This is a genomic window from Variovorax sp. GW821-FHT09A10, assembly GCF_059418385.1.
On sequence record NZ_JBWKPT010000015.1, the window covers coordinates 42,185 to 57,184 of the forward strand.

Below are 15,000 nucleotides of genomic sequence, written 5' to 3' on the forward strand. Positions count from 1 at the left end.
TTTCGAGAAGACACAGGAGGTCCGGCAAATGCCGGTCGAAGCCCCCTCTGGGACGCTGAGCGCCGATAAGTTCCGCCGGGATATCCCTGAGGCGTACCCCAAAGACCCCGCCAGGGTCGGGACACTGAACGCGTTGCCGCAGGGTGCGGGGCAGAATTCGCCCGCCTTTCGACTCCCCCACGCCGCGTTTGACACACCCTCACATCGACGCCCCGCGTCCCACCGCCAGCGCCCTGCTGGCTTGCGGCGTGGTCGGCGCCACGCTGCTGGCGCTGATCGCCCTGGGCCACGACGGCCGCCGCATCGCCCAGCTCGCGGTGCTCGCCGCGCCGCCCGTGCTCTGGCTGCTGTGGCCGCTGCACAGCGCGCGCCTGCGGCGCTGGCGCACGGCGCTGGTGTGGCTCTGGGTCATGGGCTTCGGCCTCGACGCCGTCGTCCGCGCTTATCTGCTCGACACCTACCAGGCCGCGCCCGACAGCGCCATGGTGCTGGGCGCGGCGGCCAACACCAACGCACGAGAAAGCGCCGAGTACATCCGCATGCACTGGCGCTCTGCGGTCGTCTGGTCGGCCGCACTCGCGGCGGCAGGCGTGGTGGCGGGCCTGTTCGCGCGGCGCGGTGCCGTGGCGCCACGTGCGCGGCGGCCATTCTGGGTGCGCTCGCTGCTGCTGCTGATCCTGCTCGCGGCCTGCGTGGCCTACGTGAGCAAGCCCTGGCGCCGGCTGCACCCGGTCGTCTTCTGGACCCAGTGGTCGCAGTCGCTGCAGGACCAGCGCGCCGCCTGGGCCGGCCAGGAAAAAACCCGCGATGCACAGATGGCCCAGGCCCGGCAGATCGCACCGGTGTTCTCGCGCGAAGGGCCGTCCACGGTGGTGCTCGTCATCACCGACAGCATCAACCGCGACAACATGGGGCTGTACGGCTACGGCCGCCCGACCACGCCGCGCCTGCAGGCGCACAAGGCGCAGGAAGGCGACCGCATGGCCGTGCTGCGCAACGCGTGGTCGGTGGACGCAAGCACCCTGCCCGCGCTGCGCAACATGTTCCATTTCGGTCAGCCCGCCAACGGGAAAGACGGGAACGCCGGGAACCCGCCCCATCTGCTCGCCCTGGCACGCGCCGCCGGCTACAAGGTCTGGTGGATCAGCAACCACGACGACCTGGCCATCGAGCAGGAGCACGCGCGCTATGCCGACGTGGTCGACATGGTCAACCGCACGCCGGGCCGCGCCAGCGCCTCGCTCGACGGCGAGATCCTCGACTGCGTGCAGGAAGCCTTTGCCGACACGAGCAGCGAGCGCAAGCTCATCGTGGTCCACCTGATGGGCGCGCACCCGCACTACAGCCTGCGTTTTCCCGAGAACGCCAACCCTTTCGACGACAACGTCGATGCCATCGAGACCGGCCTCGTGAAGGATGGTCGCTCGGCCTGGGTGCGGCACTTCCGCCAGCAGTACGACGCCGCGCTGCTGTACCACGACTTCGTGGTGTCGGAGCTGCTGCAGCAGACCCTGAGCACGGGCCGCCCCGAGGACTACCGCGCCTGGATGTACCTGTCGGACCACGGCCAGGAAGTCGGGCACGGCAGCGACCGCGCAGGTCACAGCCCCGCGACCGCCTCGGGCTACCGCATCCCGGCCATCGTCTGGCGCAACCGCGAGCCGCTGCCCACCGGCGCCGCCACGCAGCAACCCTTCCGCGCCGACTGGGCGGGCTGGAGCCTGATGGACCTGTTAGGCATCCGCTGGAGCGGGCAGAAGGCGCAGCGCAATGTGCTGGGCGACAGCTATGAGTGGCAGGCGCCGGAGATTCCGGTGGCTGTCGAGTCGTTCTCGAAGTAGAAGCAGCTGAAGGTCAACGATCGGCCACCGGCCGCACGGCATGGGTGGCCTCGGCCGCCTCGTTCTGGCCGATCCACGCATTGCTGAAGTCCACGGCATAGAAGTGCTGCGCGGCCTCGCTGCCCGAACCCGACCAGAACTTGCGCAGCGGCGTATCGGGAAAGCGGGCGCTGTCGATGGTGGGAACGGAGGTTTCGCGGGCGCACCATCGCGGCACGGTGACGGGCTCCTTTTCGGGGCTCAGCGCGAGCGTGAACTGCTCGTCGACCAGGCCATGGTCGCAACGCCGCAGCGCCGCCAGCTCCACGATGGTCGGCAGCCGCCATTGCGAGATGCCTTCATGGCCCTTCACGTTGAGCGCCTGCACGCGTTCCTGCGCGTCCATCAGGCTCAGGGCTTCGGCCTCGCCGACACAACGACCACCCTGCCAGGTCTGCCCCAACGCGCAGCGCAGCCAGCGCAATCCCGTGGCGGCATCGACGACGACGGCCGTCGATGCCTGCGTCGAGGCTTGTTCTTTCGGTGACGCGGCCTGGTCGCAGCCGGCGAGCAGCACGACGGCCGCCAGGGCGACGGCCATCCACTTGCCATCGTTGGCAAGCATTGATTTCTTCTTCATGGAACTCCCTGCGGTCAGCAATTTGGATCGAGATCGAACTCGAATGCTACCGCCCGCCATGCGAGGTCCTGGGGCCTCGATGGGCCCGCAGGACTCGGTGCCTTGTCAGTGCGCCGGCACCAGGAAGTCCTGGCTGATGCGCCCGCCCAGCTCGTTCACGCGGTCGAGGAACTGCGTGAGATAGGCGTGCAGGCCCGTCGCCAGGATCTCGTCGACCCGCGCGTACTGCAGATCGGCCAGCAGCTTGCCGGCGCGGCGCTGCGTTTCGGCGCTCTGCTCGTTCTGCACCTTCGCCAGGTTGGCGACCACCTCGGCCAGGCTCGCGTGCAGCGAGCGCGGCATGTCGGCGCGAAGAATCAGCAGCTCGGCCACGCGCTCGGGCTTGATCACGTCGCGGTAGACCTTGCGGTACACCTCGAAGGCCGAGACGCTGCGCAGGATCGCGCTCCAGTGATAGAAGTCGTACTCCTGGTCTTCCTCGGTGGCGGCACCGAAGAATTCGCTGTTGAGCGCGTGGAACTTCACGTCGACCAGGCGTGCCGTGTTGTCGGCGCGCTCCAAAAAGGTGCCCAGGCGCGAAAAGTAGAACGCCTCATCTTGGAGCATCGTGCCCAGCGTGACGCCGCGCGACAGGTGCGAGCGGAACTTGACCCACTCGAAGAACTGCCCCGGGTCGCGCTCGAAATCGCCGGCGCGCAGCATGCGGTTCACCTCGAGCCAGGTGGTGTTCTGCGTTTCCCAGGCCTCGGTGGTGAGCGCGCCGCGCACGGCACGGGCGTTCTCGCGCGCGGCCTTCAGGCAGGAGACGATCGACGACGGATTGCTCTCGTCCTTGACCATGAACTCCATGACTTCGTTGGGCGCGATGTGGTCGTACTTGTCGTTGTACAGCGGCAGCAGCTCGCTGATCGAAAGCACGCCCTGCCAGCCGTACTTGGCGACCTCGGCCGACTGCGGCAGCAGCGAGGTCTGGTAGTTGACGTCGAGCATGCGCGCCGTGTTCTCGGCACGCTCGGTGTAGCGCGACATCCAGTAGAGGTGGTCTGCGGTGCGGGACAGCATCGTGGGTGCTCCTACTGCGATTGGCTTTGCGACTGCGTGGCCGCCTTCGGCTTGGCCGTGCGGTCCGCTTCGAGAATCCAGGTGTCCTTGGTGCCGCCGCCCTGCGACGAGTTGACCACCAGCGACCCTTCCTTGAGCGCCACGCGCGTGAGGCCGCCGGGCACCATCTGCACCTCGCTGCCCGAGAGCACGAAGGGACGCAGGTCGATGTGGCGCGGCGCGATGCCGGCGTCGACGAAGGTCGGCGAGGTCGACAGGCTCAGCGTGGGCTGGGCGATGTAGCCGTCGGGCTTGGCGATGACGGCCTTCTTGAAGTCTTCGATCTCGGCCTGCGTGGCAGCCGGGCCGATGAGCATGCCGTAGCCGCCGGCGCCGTGCACCTCCTTGACGACCAGGTCCTTCATGTTGTCGAGCGTGTACTGCAGCTCGTCCTTGTTGCGGCACATGTAGGTCGGCACGTTCTTCAGGATCGGCTTCTCGCCGAGGTAGAACTCGATCATCTTCGGCACGTAGGGGTAGATCGACTTGTCGTCGGCCACGCCGGTGCCCACCGCATTGCAGATCACGACGTTGCCCGCGCGGTACGCGCGCATGAGGCCCGCGCAACCGAGGGTGGAGGTCGGGCGGAACACGTCGGGGTCGAGGAAGTCGTCGTCGACACGGCGGTAGATCACGTCGACCCGCACCGGGCCGCGCGTGGTGCGCATGTAGACGAAGTCGTCCTTCACGAACAGGTCTTGCCCCTCGACCAGCTCCACGCCCATCTGCTGGGCCAGGAAGGCGTGCTCGAAGTAGGCGCTGTTGTACATGCCGGGCGTGAGCACCACCACCGTGGGCTCGGCCGTGGCCGGCGGCGCGCTGGCGCGCAGCGTTTCGAGCAGCAGGTCGGGATAGTGGGCGACCGGCGCGATGCGGTTCTGGTTGAAGAGCTCCGGGAAGAGCCGCATCATCATCTTGCGGTTTTCGAGCATGTAGCTCACGCCGCTGGGCACGCGCAGGTTGTCTTCGAGCACGTAGTACTCGCCGTTGCCTTGGGCATCGGGGGCGCGCACGATGTCGATGCCCGAGATGTTCGAGTAGACGTTGTGCGGCACGTTCACGCCCATCATCTCGGGACGGAACTGGGCGTTGTTCAGGATCTGCTCGGCCGGGATGATGCCGGCCTTGATGATGTCCTGGTCGTGGTACACGTCGTACAGGAAGCGGTTGAGCGCCGTGACACGCTGCACCAGCCCCTTTTCCATGCTCTCCCACTCGTGGGAGGGAATGATCCGGGGCAGCAGGTCGAACGGGATCAGCCGCTCGGTGCCGGAGCCGTCCTCGTCCTTGGCGCCATACACCGCGAAGGTGATGCCGACCCGGCGGAAAATCATTTCCGCCTCTTCACGCCGCGATCGCATCACCTCACCGGGTTGCTTCGCAAGCCATTGGTCGTAGCGCTTGTAGTGCTGTCGGATTGCAGCGCCCGCATAGGGGAGCTGCTCATACATCTCGTCGAATTTGTGCATGGAACGACCAATCTCCTTGAGCCATAGCTTAGCAAGTTCAAGGCCAGTAGAAGCCCTAGGTTTGGGCGCAATGCGAGGGCATTTCGCGTTTCGGACCTTCAGGGCATGCGGTGGCGCCAGTAGCGCAGGTCGTGCGCGCGTTCACACTTCAGCTCGGCGGGCAGCTGGCTTGCCCAATGGGCGGCACCGCAGCGCGGGCTGTCGACCACCTGCACGCCGCGTTCGACGTAGCGCGCCACCACCTCGGGCGCCGGGTGGCCGAAGCGGCTGCGATAGCCGGCCTGGACGAGGGCAATGCGCGGGCGCACGGCGTCGAGCAACGCCTCGCTCGACGAAGTCTTGCTGCCATGGTGCGGCACCAGCAGCACGTCGGCCCGTAGCCCAGTGGTTCGTGACACCAGCACGGCCTCCTGCAGGCGCTCGATGTCGCCGGCCAGCAGCGCCGTGGCGCGGCCGTTGCCGATGCGCAGCACGCACGACACGGCATTGGGCCGCGTGAAGCTGCGGTAGTCGCTGTCATAGGGAAACAGCACCTCGAAATCCACACCATCCCAGGTCCAGCGCTGGCCGGCCTCGCAGCGGCGCGCGGGGCGCAGCGCCTGCAGCGGATGCCCGGCCTCGATGGAACTCAGCAGCGCCGCCTGCGGCTGCATGGCGAGCACGGCGGGCGCGCCGCCGGTGTGGTCGATGTCGCGGTGGCTCAGCACCAGCAGGTCGAGCCGCTCGCCCCGCGCGCGCAGCAGCGGCACGAGCACGCGGTGGCCCGCGTCGCTGTCGAGCCCGTAGCGCGGGCCGGCGTCGTAGAGCAGGCTGTGCGTGGCGGTGCGCACGAGGACCGCGTTGCCCTGCCCGATGTCGGCGGCGAGCAGGTCGAACTCGCCCACGGCGGGCCGCGCCGGCTGCCACAGCAGCACCGGCAACAGCAGCGGCAGGCCGAGCGCGCGCATCGACCACGGCAGGCGCATCGCCAGCAGCACACCGCCCACCACGCCGCCCGCGGCCAGCCATGGCGGTGGCGCGGCCATCGACAGCGTGGCGAACGGCAGGCCGGCGAGCGTCTGCAGCAACAGCGCGAACAGCTTCACGGCGCCAGCGGCCACGTCCCACAGCGGCGGCACCGCCACGCCGAGCATCGCCAGCGGCGTGATCACCAGCGTCACCCACGGGATCGCGATCGCATTGGCCACGAGCCCGACGGCCGACACCTGCTGGAACAGCAGCAGGCTCAGCGGCGCGAGCGCCAGCGTGATGGTCCATTGCTCGCGAAAGAAGCGGCCCAGGCGCGTGAGCGCGCCCGCCCTGCCCTCGCCGGGCACGGCGGTCGCAGAGGCGAACAGCACCGCCACGGCGACGAAGCTGAGCCAGAAGCCGGCCTGCAGCAGCGCCCACGGATCGGCCGCGACCACGACTGCCGCCGTCAGCAACCAGACGTGCGGCCACGGCCAACGCCGACCGGTCAGGCGCAGCAGCGCCACGACCGCAAGCATCCAGACAGTGCGCTGCGAGGGCACGCCCCAGCCGCTGAAGAGCGCATAGAGCGCGGCCAGCAGCAGCCCACCGGCGAGCGCGGCCTGTTGCGCGGGCAGCCGCAGCATGAGCCGGCTGCTGCGCCGCCAGAGCGCGCCCACCACATGCGCCGCGAACCACGCGAACAAGGTGATGTGCAGGCCCGAGATCGACATCAGGTGCGCCACGCCGGTGGCGCGGAACACGTCCCAGTCGGCGCGGTCGATGGCGCCCTGGTCGCCGGTGACCAGCGCGGCGATCACGCCGGCCTGCCGCCGGTCGTCCACGCGGGCGAAGACCGCATCGCGCACGGCTTCGCGCGCCCGCTCGATCGGGTGCCGCCACGTCGTACCCAGCAGGCGCGACGCGGGGTCGCGCGCCCCGGCCCGCACATGGCCTTGGGCATGCACGCCCTGCTCCCACGCCCACAGCTCGCTGTCGAAGCCATGTGGATTGAGGTTGCCGTGCGGCGCGCGCAGGCGCACGGTCAGTTGCCAGCGCTGGCCGGCGTGCAGCTCGCCCACGGTGCGCGCGACGGATGCGCGACGTTCGGCGGGCTGCTCCCACATCCCGCTGTATTCGCCGTACCAGGCGAGTGCGATGCGCGGCGGCACCGTCGGCGGCGCCTCATCGGAGGCATCGGCCCACTGCGCCGTCTCCACATCGAAACGGAAGCGCGTTCCGATCTCGCCGGGCTGCGGCATCTGCGAGACCACGCCTGTGAGCCGCAGGTCGCGCCCTTCCAGTTGTGGCTCCAGCGCCGCTTGCGCGTAGGCCGTGGCACGCCATCCGGCCAGACCCGCGCCGGTCATCGCGCCGCAGGCCAGCGACAGCATCAGCACGACCGGCCGAGGCCCCCGCCACCGCCACAACAGCCATCCGCCGCCGAGCCCCGCGAGCAGCAACGCGACGTAAACGCCTGCGTGCCACAGCAGCGGCTGGCGCAACTGCAAGGCCGCGCCGAGCAGCGTGCCGCCGAGCACAACGAAGGCTCCTGACCCACCCGCGACAGCCTCGGACGCACGCCGCGACTGCCCTCCCCACACCCCGGAATCCATGATGCAAACCCTCCCCCAACCCACGCTCGATGGCGCGTTAATTGCTTGGCAACTGGGCTAGTATGCGTCTCACCAGAGACATCTTTTCGATGCAACCTCGCTGCACTGCACGCCCCTACGCATGTCCATCCACGCCGCACTCCACCACGTCACCCACTACACATACGACCGCCTGGTGCAGTTGGGCCCGCAAGTCGTGCGACTGCGCCCCGCGCCCCATTGCCGCAGCAATGTGATCTCGTATTCGCTGCGGGTCGAACCGGCCGAGCACTTCGTCAACTGGATGCAGGACCCGTTCGCCAACTACCAGGCGCGGCTCGTGTTCCCCGAGAAGACGCGCGAGTTCAAGGTCACGGTCGACCTCGTGGTCGAGATGGCGGTCTACAACCCCTTCGACTTCTTTCTCGAACCGCAGGCCGAGAACTTCCCCTTCAAGTACACGGCCTCGCAGGCCGAAGAGCTGGCGCCCTACCTCGTGGCCGATCCGGTCACGCCGCTCTTGGAGGCCTACCTCGACAAGGTCGACCGCAAGGAGCAGCGCACCATCGACTTCCTGGTCGGCCTGAACCAGCAGGTGCAGCAGGACGTCAACTACCTCATCCGCATGGAGCCCGGCGTGCAGACGCCGGAAGAAACGCTCACCAACGGCAGCGGCTCATGCCGCGACTCGGGCTGGCTGCTGGTGCAGCTGCTGCGCCACATGGGCCTGGCCGCGCGCTTCGTGTCGGGCTACCTGATCCAGCTCACGCCCGACGTGAAGGCCCTCGACGGCCCGAGCGGCACCACGGTCGACTTCACCGACCTGCACGCCTGGTGCGAGGTGTTCCTGCCGGGCGCCGGCTGGATCGGCCTGGACGCCACCTCGGGCCTCATGGCCGGCGAAGGCCACATTCCGCTGGCCTGCACGCCCACGCCGTCGAGCGCCGCGCCCATCGAGGGCGGGGTCGACGAGTCCGAGGTCGAGTTCAGCCATGAAATGACGGTCACGCGCATCTACGAATCGCCGCGCGTCACCAAGCCCTACACCGAAGAACAATGGGCCGAGGTGCTCGCGCTCGGCGACGCCGTCGATGCGCGCCTCGTGGCCGGCGACGTGCGCCTCACGATGGGCGGCGAGCCGACCTACGTGGCCACCGGCGACCGCGACGCGGCCGAATGGAACACCGACGCGCTCGGCCCCACCAAGCGCGGCTACGCCACCGAGCTCGTGCACAAGCTGCGCGCCGAGTACGGCCAGGGCGGCTTCCTGCATTTCGGCCAGGGCAAGTGGTACCCGGGCGAGCAGCTGCCGCGCTGGGCGCTGTCGATCTTCTGGCGCGCCGACGGCCAGACGCTGTGGCACGACCCCGAGCTGTTCGCCGACGAACGCTTTCCCACGCACTACACGAGCGAAGACGCGCGCCGCTTCACCACCGTGCTGGCGCACAAGCTGGGCCTCACCGAGCGCTACATCCAGCCCGGCTACGAGGACACCTACTACTACCTCTGGCGCGAACGCCGCCTGCCGGTGAACGTCGACCCCTTCGACTCCAAGCTCGACGACGAACTCGAACGCGTGCGCCTGCGCCGCGTCTTCACGCAGAAGCTCGACGCGGTGATCGGCTACATGCTGCCCATCGAGCCCGGCAACGCCAACAGCGACGCGCCCGCGCTTGCCGGCCCCGGCTGGAAGACCGGCCCCTGGTTCCTGCGCGACGACCGCCTGTTCCTGATCCCGGGCGATTCGCCCATGGGCTACCGCCTGCCGCTCGACTCGCAGCCGTGGGCCAGCAAGGGCGACTACCCCTACCTCATCGAGCGCGACCCGACCGCGCCGCGCGCCGCGTTGCCCAGCGCGTCCGATTACCGCGCGCGCTATGCCACCGCCACCCCGGTGGCCGGCGCCGACCTCGGCGAGGTGCCCTACACCTTCGGCGCGCCGCCCGTGGTGGCCGCGTCGCTGCGCATGCAGAGCCCCGGCGATGCGGCGAAGGCCGATGCAGCCGCTGCTGCGGATGCCGCCACGCCCGCCACGCGCCAGCCGCTGCGCGGCGAATCGGCCCACTGGGTCACGCGCACCGCGCTGTGCGTCGAGGTGCGCGACCCGCGCCGCGCCAACGGCCCGGCGGCCGAGAAAAAGGGCAGCGCCTCGGGCGTGCTCTACGTCTTCATGCCGCCGCTGGCACGCCTGGAGGACTACCTCGACCTCGTCGCCGCCGTCGAAGCCACCGCGCAGCAGCTCGGCGTGCGCATCGTGATGGAAGGCTATCCGCCGCCACGCGATCCGCGCCTGAAGATGCTGGCCGTGACGCCCGACCCGGGCGTGATCGAAGTCAACATCCACCCGGCCCACAACTGGAAGGAACTGGTCGCCCACACCGAGTTCCTCTACAACGCCGCGTTCGAGACGCGCCTGTCGGCCGAGAAGTTCATGACCGACGGCCGCCACACCGGCACCGGCGGCGGCAACCACTTCGTGATGGGCGGCGCCACGCCCGCCGACAGCCCCTTCCTGCGCCGGCCCGAGCTGCTGGCCAGCCTGCTGCTGTACTGGCACAACCACCCGTCGCTGAGCTACCTGTTCTCGGGCATGTTCATCGGCCCGACCAGCCAGGCGCCGCGCGTGGACGAGGCGCGCAACGACCAGGTCTACGAGCTGGAAATTGCGCTGAAGGAGATCGCCAAGAACCGCGAGATCTACGGCCAGAACATGCCCGCGTGGCTGGTCGACCGCACGCTGCGCAACATCCTGATCGACGTGTCGGGCAACACGCACCGCAGCGAGTTCTGCATCGACAAGCTCTACTCGCCCGATTCCAGCACCGGCCGCCTCGGCCTGCTCGAACTGCGCGCCTTCGAGATGCCGCCGCATGCGCGCATGAGCATCGCGCAGCAGCTGCTGATCCGCGCGCTGGTCGCCCGCTTCTGGGACGCGCCCTACCAGGCGCCCGTCACCCGCTGGGGCACCGAGCTGCACGACCGCTTCCTGCTGCCGACCTTCGTCAAGATGGACTTCGACGATGTCATCAGCGAGATGCGCCAGGCCGGCTTTGCGTTCGATGCCGACTGGTTCGCTCCGCACTTCGAGTTCCGCTTCCCGCTCGTGGGCCAGATGCAGTCGATGGGCGTCGAGCTGTCGCTGCGCAACGCGCTGGAGCCGTGGCACGTGATGGGCGAGGAAGGCTCGGCCGGTGGCACGGTGCGCTATGTCGATTCGTCGCTGGAGCGCATCGAGGTGCGCGTGACCGGCCTGAACGAAAGCCGCCACGTCGTCACCGTCAACGGCAAGGTGCTGCCGCTGCAGCCCACCGGCGTCACCGGCGAATTCGTCGCGGGCGTGCGCTACAAGGCGTGGAACCCGCCCTCGGCGCTGCACCCGAGCATCCCGGCCCACGCACCGCTGACCTTCGACCTCGTCGACACCTGGATGAAGCGCTCGCTGGGCGGCTGCCAGTACTTCGTCGCCCACCCGGGCGGCCGCAACTACGACACCTTCCCGGTCAACGCCTACGAGGCCGAGAGCCGCCGCCATTCGCGCTTCACGCGCACCGGCCACACGCCGGGCCTGCTGCGCACGCCGCCGGCCACCATCGAGCTGCCGGGCAGCCGGGAGTTTCCGTTCACGCTGGACCTGCGGCGCTGACCGGCCCGAGGACTCAGGGGGAACCCTGTCGCACCGCCGGATCGGCCCCGGTGACGGTGATGTGACAATCTCCCCCCTGTGGAACCCCTGAACGAATCCCTGTTCGACGCCCAGGCCCCGGAGCATCCGGCGGCGCTGGCGTCTTCGCTCGCGCCGGCGGCCCTGCCTGGGCATTTCGACGAATTGCGGGGTCAGGCGACGCCCGCGGCGCCTTCGCAGCCGGTGTCGGGCGCGGCCCCGGCGCCCGCCGCGGCCCCGCTGCTGTACGACGCCGCCGAGGAACGACCGACCCAGTCGCAATCGCAATCGCAGTCACAGTCCCCCTCGTCCCCCCAGTCGCAGTCGCAAGGACAGGAGTCCTCCCCGTCCAGCGACCCGCCCCCGCTCACCCCCGCCTGGAACGCCTTCTTCGAACAGCTCGGCCCTGGCGGCTTCAACGACCTGCCGCGGCGCGCGGTCAGCCTGGAGCGGCAGATCCGTGACAACGGCGTCACCTACAACGTGTACGCCGACGCCAACGGCCCGCAGCGGCCGTGGTCGCTCGACCTGTTCCCGCTGATCGTCTCGCCCGAGAGCTGGGCGCAGATCGAGGCCGGCGTGCAGCAGCGCGTGCGCGTGCTCGACCGCGTGATGGCCGACGCCTACGGCCCGCAGCAGCTGCTGGCCGAAGGCCTGCTGCCGCCGGCGCTGGTGCGCGGCCACCCCGGTTACCTGCGCGCGCTGCACGGCGTGAAGCCGGCGGGCGACACCTGGCTGCACATCGCCGCCTTCGACCTCGCACGCGGCCCCGACGGCAACTGGTGGGTGGTCTCGCAGCGCACGCAGGCGCCTTCGGGCCTGGGCTACCTGCTGGAGAACCGCCTCGCGATCACGCGGCAGTTTCCGCAGGCCTTCGAGGCGCTGCAGGTGCAGCGGCTGGCCGCCACCTACAGCGCCATGATGGAAGGCCTGCAGCGCATGTGCCCGTCGGGCTCGCCGCCGCACATCGCACTGCTCACGCCCGGCCCGTACAACGAGACCTACTTCGAGCACGCCTACCTGGCGCGCTACCTCGGCCTGACGCTGGTCGAGGGCAGCGACCTCACGGTGCGCGACCAGCGCCTGTACCTCAAGACGCTGCAGGGACTGCGCCCGGTGCATGGCCTCATCAAGCGGCTCGACGACCAGTTCCTCGACCCGCTGGAGCTGCGTCCCGACTCCACGCTCGGCGTGCCCGGCCTGCTGCAGGCGATCCGCGCGGGCAACCTGCTGGTGGCCAACATGCCGGGCTCGGCCTTCCTCGAGTCGCCCGCGCTGCTGGGCTTCCTGCCGGGACTGGCACTGCGGCTCATCGGTGAAAAACTCAAGCTGCCGGCGCTGCCGACCTGGTGGTGCGGCGAACGCGCCTCGCTCGAGGCCGTGCTGCCGCAGCTGGGCGAGAGCGCCATCAAGCCGACCTACCCCGGCTTCCAGGGGCGCTCCAGCTTCGACGCCGTGTTCGGCAGCCAGCTCGGCCGCCGCGAAATCGACGAATGGGCCGGCCGCATCGTGCGCGAGGGCGACGTCCACACGGTGCAGGGCTACCTGCCGCTGTCGCAGATGCCGACCTGGGCCAGCGACCTCGGCCCCGGCCACATCGCGCCGCGCGCGCTGATGCTGCGCGTGTTCGCGGTGAGCGACGGCCCGCAGTCGTGGCGCGTGCTGCCCGGCGGCCTGGCGCGCCTGGCGGGCCCCGACGCACAGATCGCCTCGATGCAGCGCGGCGGCAGCAGTGCCGACGTCTGGGTGCAGACGCACGGCGAGGTCGACCGCACTACGCTGCTGCAGCCGCACGCCACGCCGGCCTCGCTGGCGCGGCACCGCGCGCCGGTCACCAGCCGCGCGGCCGAGAACATGTTCTGGCTCGGCCGCTACACCGAGCGCGCCGAGAACGCGGTGCGTCTGGCGCGCCTCACGCTCAACCTGCTGGGCAGCGAAGACCAGTCCTCGCGCCCGCTGCTCGAATGGCTGCACCGCATGGCGGTGCGCAATGCGCTCGTGCCGGCCGAAGCGCCGAGCGCGCCGCAATCCCGCCGCGTGTTCGAACGCGCGCTCATCGCCGAGCTGGGCGACGTCGACCACGGTGGCAGCGTCGGCTACAGCCTGCGCAGCATCCGGCAGGCCGCGGCGGCCGTGCGCGAACGGCTGTCGCAGGACAACTGGAACCAGATCGTGCGCGCCGAAAGCGACTTCCTGCGGCGCGCGGCCGAGCAGGCTGGCGAAGGCAGCTTTGCCGCCAGCGCCGCCTTGCGCGCCCTCGAATCCGCCAGCACCGCGCTGGCCGCCATGACCGGCGCGCAGACCGACCGCATGACGCGCGACGACGCATGGCGGCTGCTGTCGATCGGCCGCCACATCGAGCGGCTGGGTTTTCTCTCCAGCGCGCTCGAGGCCGGCTTCGCCAACGACGCCGTGCACGAGGTGAGCGGCTTCGAGGCGATGGTGGCGCTGTTCGACAGCACCATCACCTTCCATGCGCGCTACCAGCAGCGCCGCGACGTCGCCACGCTGGTCGACCTGCTGGTGCTCGACGCCGAGAACCCGCGTTCGCTGGCCTGGGTCACGCAGACCCTGCGCGGGCGCATCGCGCGGCTCGCGGGCAGCGCGCCGGGCAAGCTCACGGCCCTGTCGTACGAGCTGCCCGACCCCGCCACCTGGACGCTCGAACACCTGTGCGCGGCCGGCCCCGGCGCCGACTACCCCGCGCTGGTCGAACTGCTCGCCACCTGCGAGACGGCGGCGTACCACGTGTCGGACGCCATCGGCACGCGCTACTTCACGCTCACATCCGAATCGCTGCGCTCCGTCGGCGCATGAACCGGTACTCCCCCATGCTGCGCGCACTTCGTGTCGCTTCGCACTCCCCCTCGCCGGGGGCAACGCCTGCAGCCCGGCAAAGCCGGTTCTGCGGCGTTCCACGAACAAACAAATCAGAAGGCTCTTCATGTTCATCCATCGTCGTCTCACACTGACCGCCGCCAGCCTCCTGGTCGGCCTCGCGCTCGCCGGCTGCGGCAAGCAGGAACCCGCCGCGCCCGCGGCCGCTTCGGCACCGCCGCCCGCTGCCGCACCGCGCGTGCTGGTCGTGGGCACCGACGCGGCCTACACGCCCTTCGAATCGCAGAACGAAAAGGGCGAGGTCGTGGGCTTCGACATCGACGTGGTGAAGGCCGTCGCGCAGAAGGCCGGCATCGAAGTGAAGTTCGTCAACACGCCGTGGGAAGGCATCTTCAACACGCTCGAGCTGGGCGACCGCGACCTGCTGGTGTCGGCCATCACGATCACGCCAGAGCGCCGCCAGACGATGGACTTCTCGCAGCCCTACTTCGAGGCCCGCCAGCTCATCGCCGTGAAGAGCGACTCGACGGTCGCGAAGTTCGACGACATCAAGAAGCTCAAGGTCGGCGTGCAGAACGGCACCACCGGCGACGAGGTGGTGGGCAAGCTGCTGGGCAAGTCGAGCACCGACATCAAGCGTTTCGAATCGACGCCGCTGGCGCTCAAGGAACTCGAGGCCGGCGGCGTGCAGGCCGTGGTGGCCGACAACGGCGTGGTGGCGCACTACCTGGCGAACAACCCGGGCGGCGGCTTCAAGACCGTGAGCGACGCCGGTTTCTCGACCGAGCAGTACGGCATCGCCGTGAAGAAGGGCAACGCCGAGCTGTTGGCGAAGATCGACAAGGGCCTGGCCGACATCAAGGCCGACGGCACCTACGCCAAGATCTACGCCTCGCACTTCGGCGCCGAGTCCAAGTAGACAGCGAGC

At 69.5% G+C, this 15,000-nt stretch carries 8 protein-coding genes; 4 read left to right on the plus strand and 4 right to left on the minus strand.

Annotation, left to right across the window (positions count from 1 at the left end; genetic code table 11):
- Positions 1-188: 188 nt before the first annotated feature.
- Positions 189-1,841 (plus strand): sulfatase-like hydrolase/transferase, encoded by a 1,653-nt coding sequence (locus AC07Q9_RS30735; protein ID WP_495312864.1) that lies wholly within the window; start codon positions 189-191, stop codon positions 1,839-1,841.
- A gap of 13 nt (positions 1,842-1,854) precedes the next feature.
- Here the strand turns inward: AC07Q9_RS30735 and AC07Q9_RS30740 are convergent, their stop codons facing one another.
- From AC07Q9_RS30740 to AC07Q9_RS30755, 4 genes are all read right to left on the minus strand, one after another.
- The gene (locus AC07Q9_RS30740; protein ID WP_495312865.1) at positions 1,855-2,445 is read right to left on the minus strand and encodes an Lcl C-terminal domain-containing protein; all 591 of its coding nucleotides are present in this window, start codon (positions 2,443-2,445) and stop codon (positions 1,855-1,857) included.
- Between the two features lie 120 nt (positions 2,446-2,565).
- Positions 2,566-3,522: an alpha-E domain-containing protein gene (locus AC07Q9_RS30745; protein ID WP_153284960.1), complete on the minus strand. Its 957-nt coding sequence runs from the start codon at positions 3,520-3,522 to the stop codon at positions 2,566-2,568.
- 11 nt (positions 3,523-3,533) lie between these two features.
- Complete coding sequence (locus tag AC07Q9_RS30750) at positions 3,534-5,030, minus strand: circularly permuted type 2 ATP-grasp protein (protein ID WP_489057311.1); 1,497 nt, start codon at positions 5,028-5,030, stop codon at positions 3,534-3,536.
- A gap of 98 nt (positions 5,031-5,128) precedes the next feature.
- Positions 5,129-7,594, minus strand: coding sequence for a DNA internalization-related competence protein ComEC/Rec2 (locus AC07Q9_RS30755; RefSeq protein WP_495312866.1), 2,466 nt, complete (start codon positions 7,592-7,594; stop codon positions 5,129-5,131).
- Positions 7,595-7,715: 121 nt separating this feature from the next.
- Here AC07Q9_RS30755 and AC07Q9_RS30760 point away from each other — a divergent pair, with 121 nt between their 5' ends.
- The 3 genes from AC07Q9_RS30760 to AC07Q9_RS30770 all read left to right on the plus strand — a co-directional run bounded on the left by AC07Q9_RS30760 (position 7,716) and on the right by AC07Q9_RS30770 (position 14,991).
- The gene (locus AC07Q9_RS30760; RefSeq protein WP_495312867.1) at positions 7,716-11,216 is read left to right on the plus strand and encodes a transglutaminase family protein; all 3,501 of its coding nucleotides are present in this window, start codon (positions 7,716-7,718) and stop codon (positions 11,214-11,216) included.
- 78 nt (positions 11,217-11,294) lie between these two features.
- A complete protein-coding gene (locus AC07Q9_RS30765) occupies positions 11,295-14,051 on the plus strand; it encodes a circularly permuted type 2 ATP-grasp protein (RefSeq protein WP_495312868.1) in 2,757 nt (918 codons plus the stop codon).
- A 127-nt stretch (positions 14,052-14,178) separates the two neighbouring features.
- The gene (locus AC07Q9_RS30770; protein ID WP_492678068.1) at positions 14,179-14,991 is read left to right on the plus strand and encodes a basic amino acid ABC transporter substrate-binding protein; all 813 of its coding nucleotides are present in this window, start codon (positions 14,179-14,181) and stop codon (positions 14,989-14,991) included.
- Positions 14,992-15,000 lie beyond the last annotated feature (9 nt).

Coding starts and splice junctions, on each gene's coding strand:
- AC07Q9_RS30740 (WP_495312865.1), bottom strand. CDS start 2,445: ATGCTTGCCAACGATGGCAAGTGGATGGCCGTCGCCCTGGCGGCCGTC.
- AC07Q9_RS30745 (WP_153284960.1), bottom strand. CDS start 3,522: ATGCTGTCCCGCACCGCAGACCACCTCTACTGGATGTCGCGCTACACC.
- AC07Q9_RS30750 (WP_489057311.1), bottom strand. CDS start 5,030: ATGCACAAATTCGACGAGATGTATGAGCAGCTCCCCTATGCGGGCGCT.
- AC07Q9_RS30755 (WP_495312866.1), bottom strand. CDS start 7,594: ATGGATTCCGGGGTGTGGGGAGGGCAGTCGCGGCGTGCGTCCGAGGCT.
- AC07Q9_RS30760 (WP_495312867.1), top strand. CDS start 7,716: ATGTCCATCCACGCCGCACTCCACCACGTCACCCACTACACATACGAC.
- AC07Q9_RS30770 (WP_492678068.1), top strand. CDS start 14,179: ATGTTCATCCATCGTCGTCTCACACTGACCGCCGCCAGCCTCCTGGTC.